13 protein-coding genes are annotated in these 14,054 nt (G+C 46.3%); 3 read left to right on the top strand and 10 right to left on the bottom strand.

The features are described from left to right. Positions 1-40: 40 nt before the first annotated feature. The 4 genes from pth to LZZ85_RS22785 form a co-directional block, all read right to left on the bottom strand. Positions 41-616, bottom strand: coding sequence for an aminoacyl-tRNA hydrolase (pth, locus tag LZZ85_RS22800; protein ID WP_237875680.1), 576 nt, complete (start codon positions 614-616; stop codon positions 41-43). A gap of 217 nt (positions 617-833) precedes the next feature. After that, positions 834-1,430 carry a 50S ribosomal protein L25 gene (locus LZZ85_RS22795; RefSeq protein WP_237875679.1) on the bottom strand — a complete coding sequence of 199 codons (597 nt, stop codon included), beginning with the start codon at positions 1,428-1,430 and terminating at the stop codon, positions 834-836. 171 nt (positions 1,431-1,601) lie between these two features. Then, entirely contained in the window at positions 1,602-2,555 is a 954-nt protein-coding gene (locus LZZ85_RS22790) for a ribose-phosphate diphosphokinase (protein ID WP_237875678.1), read from the bottom strand. A 194-nt stretch (positions 2,556-2,749) separates the two neighbouring features. Beyond that, positions 2,750-2,962: a hypothetical protein gene (locus tag LZZ85_RS22785; RefSeq protein ID WP_237875677.1), complete on the bottom strand. Its 213-nt coding sequence runs from the start codon at positions 2,960-2,962 to the stop codon at positions 2,750-2,752. 104 nt (positions 2,963-3,066) lie between these two features. Here LZZ85_RS22785 and radC point away from each other — a divergent pair, with 104 nt between their 5' ends. Further along, positions 3,067-3,759, top strand: a complete 693-nt coding sequence (radC, locus tag LZZ85_RS22780; protein ID WP_237875676.1) for a RadC family protein — start codon at positions 3,067-3,069, stop codon at positions 3,757-3,759. Between the two features lie 94 nt (positions 3,760-3,853). On the opposite strand, the gene LZZ85_RS22775 is transcribed toward radC, so the two are convergent. The 6 genes from LZZ85_RS22775 to LZZ85_RS22750 form a co-directional block, all read right to left on the bottom strand. Next, the gene (locus LZZ85_RS22775) at positions 3,854-4,171 is read right to left on the bottom strand and encodes a DUF3467 domain-containing protein (protein WP_237875675.1); all 318 of its coding nucleotides are present in this window, start codon (positions 4,169-4,171) and stop codon (positions 3,854-3,856) included. Positions 4,172-4,254: 83 nt separating this feature from the next. Then, the gene (locus tag LZZ85_RS22770; protein WP_237875674.1) at positions 4,255-5,715 is read right to left on the bottom strand and encodes a SusD/RagB family nutrient-binding outer membrane lipoprotein; all 1,461 of its coding nucleotides are present in this window, start codon (positions 5,713-5,715) and stop codon (positions 4,255-4,257) included. Positions 5,716-5,735: 20 nt separating this feature from the next. Then, on the bottom strand, positions 5,736-8,870 hold the full coding sequence (locus tag LZZ85_RS22765) for a SusC/RagA family TonB-linked outer membrane protein (RefSeq protein ID WP_237875673.1): 3,135 nt from the start codon (positions 8,868-8,870) through the stop codon (positions 5,736-5,738). A gap of 300 nt (positions 8,871-9,170) precedes the next feature. After that, positions 9,171-11,219, bottom strand: a complete 2,049-nt coding sequence (locus tag LZZ85_RS22760) for a ComEA family DNA-binding protein (protein ID WP_237875672.1) — start codon at positions 11,217-11,219, stop codon at positions 9,171-9,173. A gap of 250 nt (positions 11,220-11,469) precedes the next feature. Next, entirely contained in the window at positions 11,470-12,075 is a 606-nt protein-coding gene (locus tag LZZ85_RS22755) for a hypothetical protein (RefSeq protein ID WP_237875671.1), read from the bottom strand. A gap of 6 nt (positions 12,076-12,081) precedes the next feature. Next, positions 12,082-12,297, bottom strand: coding sequence for a hypothetical protein (locus LZZ85_RS22750; RefSeq protein ID WP_237875670.1), 216 nt, complete (start codon positions 12,295-12,297; stop codon positions 12,082-12,084). Positions 12,298-12,413: 116 nt separating this feature from the next. Between LZZ85_RS22750 and LZZ85_RS22745 the strand changes: the two genes are divergently transcribed. Together LZZ85_RS22745 and LZZ85_RS22740 are read left to right on the top strand one after the other, a co-directional pair. Next, positions 12,414-13,289, top strand: a complete 876-nt coding sequence (locus LZZ85_RS22745; protein ID WP_237875669.1) for a bifunctional 5,10-methylenetetrahydrofolate dehydrogenase/5,10-methenyltetrahydrofolate cyclohydrolase — start codon at positions 12,414-12,416, stop codon at positions 13,287-13,289. 18 nt (positions 13,290-13,307) lie between these two features. Beyond that, on the top strand, positions 13,308-13,931 hold the full coding sequence (locus LZZ85_RS22740; RefSeq protein ID WP_237875668.1) for a 7-carboxy-7-deazaguanine synthase QueE: 624 nt from the start codon (positions 13,308-13,310) through the stop codon (positions 13,929-13,931). Positions 13,932-14,054: the final 123 nt, after the last annotated feature.

Here is a 14,054-nt window from a genome sequence, read left to right as displayed (position 1 = left end):
GGGGGTTCGACTTGCTAAAATAAGTAATCATGATGATTAATCATAATGAAAATATCTTATTATTTAGCTGGTTCATGGCTGCCGTCAGTCCCTGTGCGGCAAAGACTTCGATAGCTTCAACGGAGGCGTCGATTTTTAGTTTTACAAGGGGTTCTTCTTCTTTCTTCCACTTACTGAGTACAAACTCTGCCTGGAGCCCTTTGGGGTAGTTATTGCCTATGCCAAACCGGAGCTTGGGATATTCAGCAGTTCCCAGCAGTTCTGCAATGCTCTTCAGACCATTGTGTCCGGCATCACTTCCTCCGGGCCTGACCCGGATCTTTTCGAGCGGAAGCGCCAGATCATCCACAATGGTGAGCGTATTGGCAACCGGGATCTTTTCCTTATCCATCCAGTACTTCACCGCCTTTCCGCTGAGATTCATGTAGGTGGTCGGGCAGATGCAGATGAACATCTTCCCCTTCCATTTTGCTTCAGCTACATAGGCAAGCCTGTCTGTCCGGAAACTTCCTCCATGTTTCAACACGAAAGCATTCACCACATCAAAACCGATGTTATGTCTGGTATGAGCATATTCATTGCCAACATTGCCGAGGCCTACAATGAGAAATTTCATGTTACATGAATGTGAGAAAACGGATAAGTTGTTCCGTAGACTGATCATATGCCAGCTACCTGATCCGGCCGTCCTGCAGGAACAGCCTGGTGCCGTTCATCCGTTGCAGTACTTACCGCCTTACGGAGTGAAGAGCTTCGGGTCCTGATCAGTCGGATAAAACAAAAACCCACCTTCGCTAAGCTTCCGGTGGGTATATGTCTCTTTTTGCTGAAGATTATTTTTTAGCAGCAGCACCTTTTGCAGGAGCAGCAGCTTCTTCTTGTTTCAGCTGTCTTGTCATCACTACAGAAGCGATCGGAATACGTGGTGAGTTCAGGAACTCATAATTTTCTTCTTTCACGTCTTCTACACGGATGTTGCCATTGAGTTCGAGGTTATCGATAGGCACTTCAATTTGCGCTTTCAGGAACTTAGGATAAGTTTTTACCTTCAGAGAATTGATCTTGCTTACGAATTTACCACCCTCTTTCACACCTTTAGATGTGCCCACATATTTCAGCGGAATGTCAGCGACAACCTGTTTGTCTTCTACGAGCTCAAGCAGGTCGACGTGCGTTAAGAGGTCAGTTGTTTTGTTGAACTGAAGATCTTTCAGGATAGTCCTGTAGGTCTTGCCATCAACTTTAACTTCTGCGATCTGGAACTCAGGAGTATAAACCAGCGGTTTGAATGCTGCAGCCGGTGCATAGAAGTTAACTTCTGTTTGCCCGCCGTAAATTACACCTGGCACCATCTCCTGAGAGCGGATCGCCCGGGAGGCTGCCTTCCCGAATCCGGTCCTCAGTTGTCCTTCGATTGTAATTGTTTTCATTTGTATGTTGTTTAATAAATGACTTGCGTTGCAAAGTAAAAAGTAAAAATTAAAAAATCCTCTGTTAAAGGGCCTTCTGAATAATACTGAAAAGATCACTTCCCGTTTCAAAGTAAAAATTCAAACTATAGTGTCTGATATTTTTACTTTTTATTTTTGAATTTTTACTTCCTAAAGGCTAGGCCTTCTCTGTGAATGTACAAAGAGACTCGTGATACTCTTATTCTCGAACGCGTTGCGGATCGCAACACCGAACAGATCAGAAACAGAGATCACTTTGATCTTTGGGCTTTCTTTTTTCAGCGGTATGGTGTCACAAACCACGAGTTCTTCCAGTACACTGTTCTCAATATTCTCGTAAGCTTTTCCACTCAATACCGGGTGTGTGATCAATGCCCTTACACTTCTTGCTCCTTTCTCTTTTAACAGGGAAGCACTTTTCGCCAGCGTACCACCTGTATCACAGATATCATCAATGATCACGATATCCTTCCCTGTCACATCCCCGATCACCACCATGCTTGCGATTTCATTCGCACGCTTCCGGTGTTTATCGCAGATCACCATTTCCGCATTGAAATAGTTGGCTATTTCGCGGATACGGTTCGTAGCTCCTACATCAGGGGCCGCAAAGGTAAGGTTTTCGAGCTTAAGATTTTCAATATAAGGGATAAAAACTGCGTGACTGTCCAGGTGATCCACCGGGATGTCAAAATACCCCTGGATCTGTGGAGCATGCAGGTCCATCGTGATCACACGGTCGACCCCCGCAGCAGTTAACATATTGGCTACCAGCTTACTTCCTATAGCGACACGAGGTTTGTCCTTACGATCCTGGCGGGAATAGCCATAGTAAGGAATAACTGCGATCACTTTGTAAGCGGAAGCGCGGCGAGCCGCATCGGCCATCAGCAACAATTCCATCAGATTGTCCCCTGCCGGAGCATACGTGCTCTGCACCAGGAAAACAAAGTCACCCCTGATGCTCTCCAGGAACATCGGGCAGATCTCACCGTCGCTGAATTTCTGAATGGCGATCTTGCCAGGCTTAGAGCCGTACTTAAGGCAGATCTCATCGGCCAGTTGGGTTGAACTGGTTCCGGCGAAAATTTTTGCAGATTGCATGACGTGTTTAAAGCCAAAGGTAGATTAAGCGTTGGCCCCTTTGGAGCGGCGAAGATATTACTCTCGCGGGAAGATCGCAAGACGGGAGGATGTAAAAAGTAAAAATTAAAAAGTAAAAAGGCGGTTTGAGAAAAAGCCGCCTCTCTACTTTTAATTGCTTAAAGCAAAAATATCGCAACTAATTGTAAAATAATCTAATGCACAATTGCGGCTGTAGTTCCCTTCACCGCAAATGACGGCTTCTCCGCAGGAAGCTCTATGCGCTTGCCAGCACTAACCGTATCGGAATTAAAACTGTAAAACAGCGAAGAACAAATGAAGATGGAAAGAAACAAAACCACAACATACATCGCTGCAAAAAAAAGAATCGGATGCAGAGCACCCAACGAACTTGACCTGGTTTTCATACGCCGGATTTTAGTTTTTCAAAAAATTGGATTCGATAATATTGGTTTTTCAAACTACCTCTAAGTAGTATTGAGACAATAAAAATATATGTTAATTTGAAAGAGTGCAAGAGAATAAGTACTCAATAAAACAATGGGCAAAAGACGATCAACCTCGCGAAAAACTACTCAGTTTTGGCGCAAAAACACTGAGCACAGCCGAGCTTCTCGCTATTTTACTCCAAAGCGGTACCCGGAAACGTTCAGCAGTAGAGCTTGCCAGGCAAATACTGAACTTAGGAAATAATGATCTCGACGAACTGGGTCGCCTATCCGTAAAGGATTTAATGAAAATTGAGGGGATCGGCCATGCCCGGGCCATTAGTGTTCTTGCCGCATTAGAGCTTGGCCGGAGGCGGCATACCGGCGTATTCAGAACAAAGACAGCCATTCAATCCAGCACCGATATTGCCGTGCATCTGCAAACATTGCTGAAAGATTACCGGCACGAAGTATTTGCTGTTCTGTTCCTGAACCAGGCAAACCGCTTGATCCACTTTGAAGTGATCAGCGAAGGCGGCCTTACCGGCACTGTAGCGGACCCGCGGATCATAATAAAGAAAGCACTTGAGCAGGACGCCACCGGCATCATCCTCTGTCACAATCACCCATCCGGCAGCCTTCGCCCCAGTCGAGCCGACCAGCATCTCACCCGCAGGATCCGCGAAAGTGCCGCACTGCTTGACATACGCCTTATCGACCACCTGATCGTAAGCGATGAAGGATATTACAGCTTTGCAGACCACGAACTTATCTGACCAGCGAGTAGGCGGATGTTTAATAGTTGAACTGTTTAATAGTTTAAAAGTTATGGCAGTCGCGTCGCCCTAAACTTTTAAACATTAAAACCTTCTACGCCTGTGCCGTAGGCCCACCGAAATTCATCGGAAACGGCACTTCCTCCAGGTCTTTGATCGTGCCATTTGCTGCTTCGTACTTGTTGATATTCTCAGCTATGGCTTTCATGAAACGTTTAGCGTGCTGTGGGGTCAGGATGATCCGTGACTTTACTTTGCTTTTGGGAGTGCCTGGCATCACGTTCACGAAGTCCAGTACAAATTCCGCATGTGAGTGGGTGATGATCGCCAGGTTGGCATAGGTGCCTTCTGCGACTTCCTCGGAGATCTCTATATTAAGCTGGTTGGGTTGTTGCTGATCGGGTGCTGACATTTCGTAGAATTTCCACAAATATACGGCATTAAAAAAGGGCCTTCTGATGAAGGCCCTTTAAAAGTTGAGATATAAGAAACCGATTAAGGTTTATCGATCCAGATCTTGGTATTAACAGCGTCAGGACCTTGTGAAGCCAGTACTGCGTTGTAATTATTCAGATTCAGATCTCTTTCAAGCGTTGTATAACCCTGACGGCGAGGAATCTGGCCATCTGTAGTGTAAGGAGCCGGACCAGGACTCAATGTAGGGTAATTTGTTCTTCTCCATTCATTCCAGGCCTCATATCCGTTAAGATACAATGCGATCCAGCGCTGATAGGAGATCTTTCTTACTGCATCAGCAGGAGTATATGCTACTTCAGGTTGAGCAATGTAAGTGGCATAGGTAGTTGCATTAAATACGCCGTATTGCTCCATAGAAGCTTTAATACCATCGAGGTAATACTGTGCGGCAGCGGCATCATTCGCAGCGTTACCGGCATTCCAGCCCAGCTTCTCACCTTCTGCAAGAGTGAACAATACGTGAGCAGCGCTCAGAGTGTACTCAGGAGAATTTTGTCTGCGGAGATTGATCCCGATAAATGAAACTGAGTTATTCGCGATACCACTTGTATTTGCCAGACCATAAGGCATACCAACGTAATCAGCGTTACCATTTGTTGGCTTGTCAGCAAACACGGGAATACGCGGGTCATTTACGCTTTTCAGGTAAGTAAGGAAAGGCAGGCTGATCGCAAAGTCAAAACGTGTGAGGTAACGATCGTACCATGCGCTCTGGTTTGCAGTCTCAGACAGGTGATTGTATTTGAAAGTAGCAGCGTTTGTAGTGATCACGCCTGCATTCTTCGCATCCAGGAATTCAGCTTTACCTTTTGCAGGATCAGCTTTGCTCAAACGGAGAGCCATTACCAAGCGCAGTGAATTTGCAAACAACTTCCAACGGGCAGCATTACCGCTCAGGAAGATATCACCCACAACAGCTTTACCACCGTCAAATTGGTTAGCCGCTTCTTTCAATTCTTTGAACAGGTCAGCATAAATATCCGCCTGCTTGTCGAATTTAGGAGTCAGGTTATCACCTTGCTTAAGCGCTTCAGTGTAAGGAATGTCACCCCAGCGGTTCGTGATATGGAAGAAGAAGAATGCTCTCATGATCCTTGCAACAGCGATCTGGTTAGCATTTGAACCACCGTCCAATACCGTTCCTGCAGTTGCCGGGTTGGTATTGAATTCAATGATCTTCTGGAAAGACAGCAATGGCCCTCTGTAAAAATCAGTATATGCCACGTTGATGTCAATAAATCTTCCACCGTCCGTATACTGAACATCTGAAATGTGCTGAGCATACAATGCTCCGAGGGTTGAGTTCGTCACCGATGGAACACTTCTCAAAGCACCTGTCAGAAGATTCGATGTAACCGGAGTATCTGTTAAGTAAGGGTTGGTATTAGCGTCGTCAAACTTTTTAGTACACCCCGTCCCCACCAGCGTCAGAGCCAGTGCCCACGTTGCGACTTTAAGTGTTTTTATAGTCTTTTTCATAATCTTTCTGTTTGTTGTTATTAGAACCCGATTGAGAGATTTATACCATAGCTTCTAACCTGAGGCAGCTGTCCACCTTCGTAGAAAGAGTTAGCATTTTCAAGTTCGGCAGGATCGATACCCCATTTTTTTGCAGGAGCATGGATCAGCCATGGGTTACGAATAAATAACGCAAGGTTTGCTGATTTAACCAACTTGGTCCATCTGCTTACAGGAAGTGAATAACCCACACGTGCTTCTGTCATTTTGAAATAGTCAGCATCGATCAGGAATTCGCTTTGAACAGTTTGCAGGTTACCATAATAAACCTGAGGATCTACATATTTAGTAACAGCTGTTCCGTCAGCCAGCACACCGTCTACACGGATACCGCCACCGTCAGCAACTGCGTCACGGATCGGGAATCCTTTATCGTTGTTACCGATAGTCTGATCAGACAGACCAGAATACAGTAACCACATTTTTGTAGTAGAGAACAGTTTGCCACCGAACTGAGCAGCAAAAGTTGCACTCAGAGAAATGCCTTTGTAAGAGAAAGTAGTCAGCATACCACCTGTGTAATCAGGAAGTGCGCTACCCAGCACCTGGTTTGCATCTGTCTGATACAGACCAGCAGCATTAACTACAGGCAGACCGGTTTTAGCATCGATGCGGAGTTTTCTACCAACATAAGTAGCCCACTGCTCACCAACGCGTGAGTTAACTGATGGACCGAACGCTGCAGTACCCAGGTTATAGTTTCTCAGACCACGTGAAGTATCGAGATCGATAACCTCAGATCTGTTTCTGGAGAAGTTGAACTGGATATCCCATTTGAAATCTGAATTGCGAACAGGCGTTGCATTCACGATCAGATCCCAACCTTTACTGCGGATCAGACCAGCGTTAATGAACACGCTTGAAGAACCAGAAGAAGGCGTTACTGTTAACGGAAGGATCTGATCTTTACCTTCTTTGTTATAGTAGCTGAAGTCGATTCCCAAACGGTTCTTGAAGAACTGCAATTCAGTACCGAACTCATACTCACGGGAAAGAGAAGGTTTGATAGTAGGATCAAATACAGTGGTAGGAACAGACATGGTAGTCAGGCTTCCCTGAGGAGTCAGTCCGTATGCGACATTCAACTGATAAGGATCCAGATCCGAACCAACACGTCCATAAGAAGCTCTCAGCTTACCATAGCTAAGCACATTAGTGATCGAGCTGCTCTTCATCAGATCTGTAAACACAAAGCTCAAAGACACTGATGGATAAAGGTATGAACGGCTTTCACTTGGTAACGCTGAAGACCAGTCATTACGAAGAGAGTAGTCCAGGAAGATGAAATTACCGTAGTCAAAAGTACCTCTCGCATAAAGAGAGTTAATGCGGTAATCGTTCCATGTATTGGTTGCATTCGGACGGTCTTTACTTGCAGTGATGCTGTACAGACCCGGAACGCTCAGACCACCAACTGTGTTGGAACCATTCGCACGACGGAAGTCTTTACGCATGTTACCACCCACAAATTGTTCCCATCCGAATTTGCCGAAACGTTTTTTATACTCGATCAGGAATTCACTGTTATACTCACCTGTCTGACCATTGTTCAGTGCATACCGGTCAAGCTCCAGACCACCAGATGCGATACGTGCATCATCACTGTAGTTCAGCACGTTTGCACGGAAGATCACAGACGCTTTCAGGTCATTGAGGATCTTGTAAGACATTGACACGTCACCATAGATCCTGTTAGACCATGCGCGTTTGAAGCTTTCATAAACCTGATAGTAGATGTTATCCCAGTATGCAGGGCGTGGATCTATCGGGCTGCGGATGTTCCATGTTTTGAAACCACCTGCAGGGTTTTTGTAGTCACGCAGTTGACGCGTGTCTATCTGACGCTGCCACCACTGGTTAAAGTTCTGAGAGATATTCTGACCATCGTTCGTATATCCTTCTGTTCTTTCACCAGTCTGTGCGATGTTCAGGAAGTTCACGTTTGAACTAACTGTCAGTTTTGGTGTGATATCGATCGCACCTTTAAGAGAGAAGATATTCTCGTTCTTACGTGTGTTAGGGAAAGGCAAGGTTGTATAACGGCTGTTATAGCTCAAACGGTAAGTTGAATTCTGACCACCACCTTCAAATACGATATTATTGTTCAAACGGATCGTATTCTCATAAAAGTCGCGAACACTGTTCGGCGCAGGGGAGAATGGAGTCAGTTTACCAAAGTCAGCACCAGGATACCAGCTGTATGCACTGCGGTGAGGCGTGCCATCCATTTTTGGACCCCAGCTTTCATCAGCTCCGTAGTCAACTATCTTTTGTCCGTCAAATGCAGCCCAGTCTGCCGGGTGCACAGCTGGATTGAATTCAAATGTTTCCCAATCAGTAGAATAACCACCACCATATTCATTCTGATACTTAGGCAGCAATGAAACTTTACCAACTTCAGTCAGTGAATTGATCGATACTGACGGAGCTCTTTTCTTGCCTTTTTTTGTAGTGATCAGGATCACACCATTCGCACCACGGAAACCATAAATAGCTGTAGCAGAAGGACCTTTCAATACAGTCAGCTGCTCAACATCATCAAGGTTCACTGCGCTAAGGTTAACAACAGTTCCATCAACCACATAGATTGGATTACCACCAGTCAGTGAGGAAGCACCACGGATACGGATATTACCTTCACCAAAGTTTGAAGAAGGAGTACCCAGTACCTGCAAACCAGATACTTTACCAGCCAAAGCCGCCGCGATATCTGTAGAACGGATCTTGTTCAGATCTTCCGCACTAACCGTCTGCGTTGAATAACCAATTGATTTTTTTGTTTTTGAAAGACCCAGGGCAGTTGTAACCACAACTTCCTGAAGCTCACCGGTACGGATAGACAATGTAGCTGTAACATCTCCGGCACCAGGAGTTACCGTTGTTGGATTGAAACCGGTAGCTGTAATGCTCAATTGACCGGCTGCGCTGATTTTGATGGAAAAAACTCCTTTTTCGTCGGTTGTAGTACCATTGGAGGAGCCGAGTTCAGAGACAGTAGCGAACGGGATCGGGTCTCCTTTTTCATCTCGGACGACACCTTTCACAGTCCTTGTTTGCGCGATTGCTAATGTGCATAGCAGCAATAGCACGGCAAGCATGCTTGCAATTTTTCTCATGTGAAGTTGATTTGTTGTTAAATAATCAAGCGATTATCAGAAAGCTCATCTGCTTATTCAGATACAGTAACATTAGGGAGACATCAGAGCCTTTGAGAACGCTGCGCCAAATTAAAGTTTTTTTAACACCAAAAATCCAACTGGGTAATTATTTTTTACAAGTAAGGGTATTTTTTTATAACAACCCTGTCTGATTATTACAACACATATCCCGTATTATATATCTGTCATCAAACAAAAACTAAACGGAAACTATATAATAGTTATGTCATGCTTTTCCGGGATCATCCGGCTCACCCGTTATCGCCGTCCGCCGAACGAATAGATGAACTGCAGCTTGATCTCTGTCTTGAGACTCCCATCGATCAGGTCCGGCCCCGACCCAATCTCCGTCTGTGCAAAGTAGACCGTCTGCGCCCATCTCATCCCGGCTGACAGATCTCTCAATGGCCGCGCCTGGATCACCAGGTAATAACGGCACCCCCGGCCATACACCGCCGGAATAGAATGACTGTACAATACATCATTTTCAAAGCCATATAAACGGCTGGCATAACTGTCTGTTTCAAAGAACTGAAGACGGGCTGAAAACGAATACGGCCTTGCTGCGGGCTTAAACAAACCGTCTATTGACATCGCAAAACCATTCTCCTTTCCATTTTTCTGAAGTCGCACTGCCTGTATCCGGCAACGGATGCTGAAGTCCCTGCTTAACATATGATGCAGGTAGAACCGGGCATGAGTTCCTGGCACACTGATTAAATAATCTATTGCTGACATACGTATAGCTTCCGCCAGGCGTAGTGAGTGGGATATGCTGATCTGTAATTCTGTAAGCTTCGTGGGGGTATATGCTAACCGGAATAAAAGGTCCTTTCCAAATGACGGCGCATCGGTCAGGTATTTTAACCACGGGAACTCATAATGATCGGCAAACACATCTATCTTCCAACCATCTGAAGGGCGCCAGGTAATTCCCAGGTACAACCCTTTCTCGTTCACCGGCGACGCATTTTCCGTAAAAGCATTTGCATTCAACGATTGATATTCTTTTGCAATGTTGCGGTATACGAACGCAACATCCATCGAAGGATCCACGCTGAATATACCTCCCTGCAGCGTAGCAACATTGAACCGGTGATCCGCTGCGATCTCGCCAAACAAATGCATATTTCTGTATGTATATGCATAATCAATACTGACATTACTCCATTGCTTCCCTTTGATCGAAAAAAGGTTATATGGTTCATCCCTTTTCCGGAGCGGCAGTGAGAATTTATAATGCGTCATATTGATCCCAACCTGCAGAGAAGTCGTCCGGTAACGGATACTACCACCTGCCGTAACCTGATCCAACAAATTTCTGCCTGATAATTCACTGGCGGTTCTGTGATATCCGCTTGTCGATATGGACGAAACGAATACACCGCTGCTGTCTGCATCTTTGCTTACGCTTAACCGCCGTGACGAGGCAAACAGGGTAAGTTCCATCTTTCTTTTTCGTAGCGTGATCCCGATGCCACGTAAGAAATTATATTCCCCGGCGGAAGTGTATGGTTTTAAGACAGGCGATTGACGTTTTACAGCAATAGCATCGCCGCTTTTTTTAAATGCAAGGCTTTGCCAGTGGATCAACCCCTGCCCCATATTCACTGTATAATCTCCGAAAGCCAGAGATTCAATGATTCCCATCTTACGGGCAAACAGGTGAAGTGAGTTAAAATCAAAACCATATCGTTGTGAACCCGCAAAGAAGTTTTCTCCGGCATCCTTATCTCCGGACCAGCCATACTGAAGCAGGTTTTTGTACGTATACCGGTAGCGCGTAAATATCCGTTGCCGGCTGCCAGCATATTTCTTTTCCCCATCAATTCTTTTGAACCCTTGCTGCACTTCAAGCAGCTGAGACAACCTTAACAGCAAAGTTGCTGTTCCTCCTTTAAAGCGCTGCAACAGGTCATGCTTTGAGGGAATAGACTTGCTTACCGTCACAAATGGTATCAACCTCCGCAGAAGTTGCGCATCCCAGCCTGGCACCGCCTGCAATTCGTACACGCTTAACAGATCGCCCAGCAGCTGCCGGTATTTCAACAGGTTGATGATCTGCCACTCATTTAATACATTCAGTTCCCTCAGTTCATCTTCTCCGGCTTGATTTATATTTAGTGGTGAATTAAGAAGCCGTTCAAGTTGTTGCCAATAAGCATCGTCTTCGGTTTCCTCTCCACTGGCATCGGCAAGTTGTTCCAGCTGTTGTTGCAATTGAACCGGTATCTCCTGAGCAGATACTACCAGATAAAACAAAACGGCAAAAAAAGTAATGAAACTGTATCTGGAAAATGATCCCATGTCTTTTAATGATTAAAGTGTTTGATAAGTAAACTGGATGAACCCGGGTAACCGGTATATCGATCTAACTGATCCTCAGACATCGGCCATCTGCAATCTGCCACCGATCATCCCAATCGGTCATCGATCATCGGATGAACTTTCGGAAAAATTTTACGCTTCCTATTTCTTTTCCGTCTTCCGGCCTTGCGAAAAACCGGTCAGAATGAAGGATCGTAAAAAACCATCTTCAAGAACGTCCTGGTGGTAGCTATCTATGGTTGGCTGCAACAACATCGCTTTTGGCGTTCTTTTTCCAAAGCCAGTATACCTGCAGGCCACCGCTGGTCCCCAGGCGCGTGTGCCAGGAACTGTACAAATCTATTCTCAGATCCCCTTTTGTATACCCCGCGCCAAACACAAAAGATGGTTCGCGGGTTTGCATAAGTACGCGAACCAGTAATGGCGGAACTGGTTCGTATTGCAGGCCCAGCACTGCATTCAAAGGATGTGATTGCTCCTTCACAACCTCAGCAGAGATATAGAGCTGATCAGATTGATCGTACCCAATTCCCGCGCTGTAAACGCCGGGGATATACACCCCTGAGTGAATATTGCTGCCCGCGGGGTTCAGCAACTGCATCGCGAAATGAAGCTTGTCCGAAAAATGCAGGATAAGTCCCGCGTCAGGGGAGATGGACGCAGCTGTTCCATAACCTCCGATCTTCAACTGATGATAATTCCCCCTGATTGCCAGAGAGGCCCCCTCCCCCAGTTTACGGCCTGCGGCAAGGCTGAACCGCGACAGCCGGTATCCTGCAAACCCGGTGGACGTCCCCAGCACCGACAGGTTCCCCGGGCGGAACAACAGGGCCATCGTCAGCTAATAAACATCCAGCTCGGGCAATCCCTGATGCTTTTCAAGTCCGGCAATCAGACCTCCTTCGCCAAGTATTCCCAGCGATCCTAATTGCCGGGTCGCAGATTGTGGATCGGCATATTTGCTGCTATAGATACCCGAACCCCAGCTGCCCGTTTGACCGGAAGAAAGGAGAACCATATATAAATCAAGCAGTAGTAACATTATCACGACTCGCATACAGTTGTTTCATTTGTCCAAAACTCCCTGTTTCCGCTGGCCCAGGCATGGGTTTTTCAACGCTTTTTATGTTTTTTTCCCGGCTTACACCCGGCAAAACTTCCGTAATTTTGCGCATGCAAATTTTAGATGGGAAAAAAGCCGCACAGGCAATCAAAGACGAGTTGAAGATCAGCGTGGCACAGCGTGCCAATGAAGGAAAAAAAATACCTCACCTTGCTGCGATCCTGGTGGGAAACAATGGAGCCAGCGAAACATACGTTGCCGCAAAAGTGAAAGCCTGCGAAGAAACAGGTTTTAAATCCACCCTTGTCCGCCTCGAAGCTGATATTTCAGAGTATAAGCTACTCGAAGCCATCGAAGAACTCAATACAGATCCTGATGTGGACGGCATCCTGGTGCAACTGCCACTGCCGAAACATATCAGTGAAAAGAAAGTGATCAGCACGATCGATCCCGGTAAAGATGTAGACGGTTTTCACCCGATGAGCGTCGGTAAAATGGTAGAAGGGCTTCCGACTTTCATTGCAGCTACTCCCTATGGGATCATGCTGTTACTGGAACAATATAAAGTAGAAACCAAGGGCAAGCACGCAGTGGTGATCGGCAGAAGTAATATCGTTGGCCGTCCAATGAGCATCCTGCTTAGCGGCAACTCCAACCCCGGCAACTGCACTGTTACTCTTTGCCACTCACATACCGCGAACCTGAAAGAGATCTGTCTCCAGGCAGACATCATCGTTGCCGCACTTGGCATACCTGAATTTGTAAAAGCTGATATGGTAAAAGACGGAGCGGTGATCATCGACGTAGGTATCACCCGCGTCAGTGACCCATCCCGCAAATCAGGCTTCAAACTGAAAGGCGATGTGGCTTTCGAAGAAGTTTCACCAAAAAGCTCCTGGATCACGCCTGTTCCCGGAGGCGTTGGTCCAATGACCATTGCCGCCCTGATGAAAAACACCTATTTGGCCTGCGAAACGAAGAATTGATTAGTGACGACTGACATAATGGAACAAACAGCAATACATACCGCCGTATCCCTTCCTGTAATGGAACATTTCTATACGATCCAGGGAGAAGGGTTTCACCAGGGCCGCGCCGCTTATTTCATCCGTCTCGGCGGCTGTGACGTGGGATGCGTATGGTGCGATGTGAAAGATAGCTGGGAGGCAGACCGCCACCCAAAACAAACAATAGAGCAGCTGAGAGACCAGGTTTTGCAGACCCCTGCGGAAATGGTCGTGATCACCGGTGGCGAACCCCTGCTCCATAATCTTGACGAACTTACCGCCATCCTGCAACAGGCTGGCCTCGAAACGAATATCGAAACATCCGGTTCATCACCGCTGAGCGGAAGCTGGGACTGGATCTGCCTTTCCCCCAAAAAATTCAAAGCTCCCCTTCCTGAAGTGATGCCTCATGCCAATGAGCTGAAGGTGATCATTTACAACAAATCAGACTTTGCCTGGGGAGAAAAATATGCGGCACAGGTTGCTACGGGATGCAAACTTTATCTCCAACCGGAATGGAGTAAGGCGAATGAAATGACCCCGCTGATCGTGGAGTATATAAAGGCAAACCCCAAATGGGAACTAAGCCTGCAATTGCATAAGTACATCAATGTACCTTAAGAACGGCTGAGATATGGTGCACTGCCCTCGTTTAACTCCTATTTCATGCTCTCTCAGTTGAACGCTTCACTAATTCCACCCTGGTGTCCTTCCGCAATAACTACTGCCTGCTGGTCTGCCTAT

The organism is Terrimonas ginsenosidimutans, from assembly GCF_022012415.1.
Lineage (GTDB): Bacteria > Bacteroidota > Bacteroidia > Chitinophagales > Chitinophagaceae > Terrimonas_A > Terrimonas_A ginsenosidimutans.
Note: the sequence above shows the minus strand (reverse complement) of the source record. Positions and strands in the feature narration are given on the sequence as shown.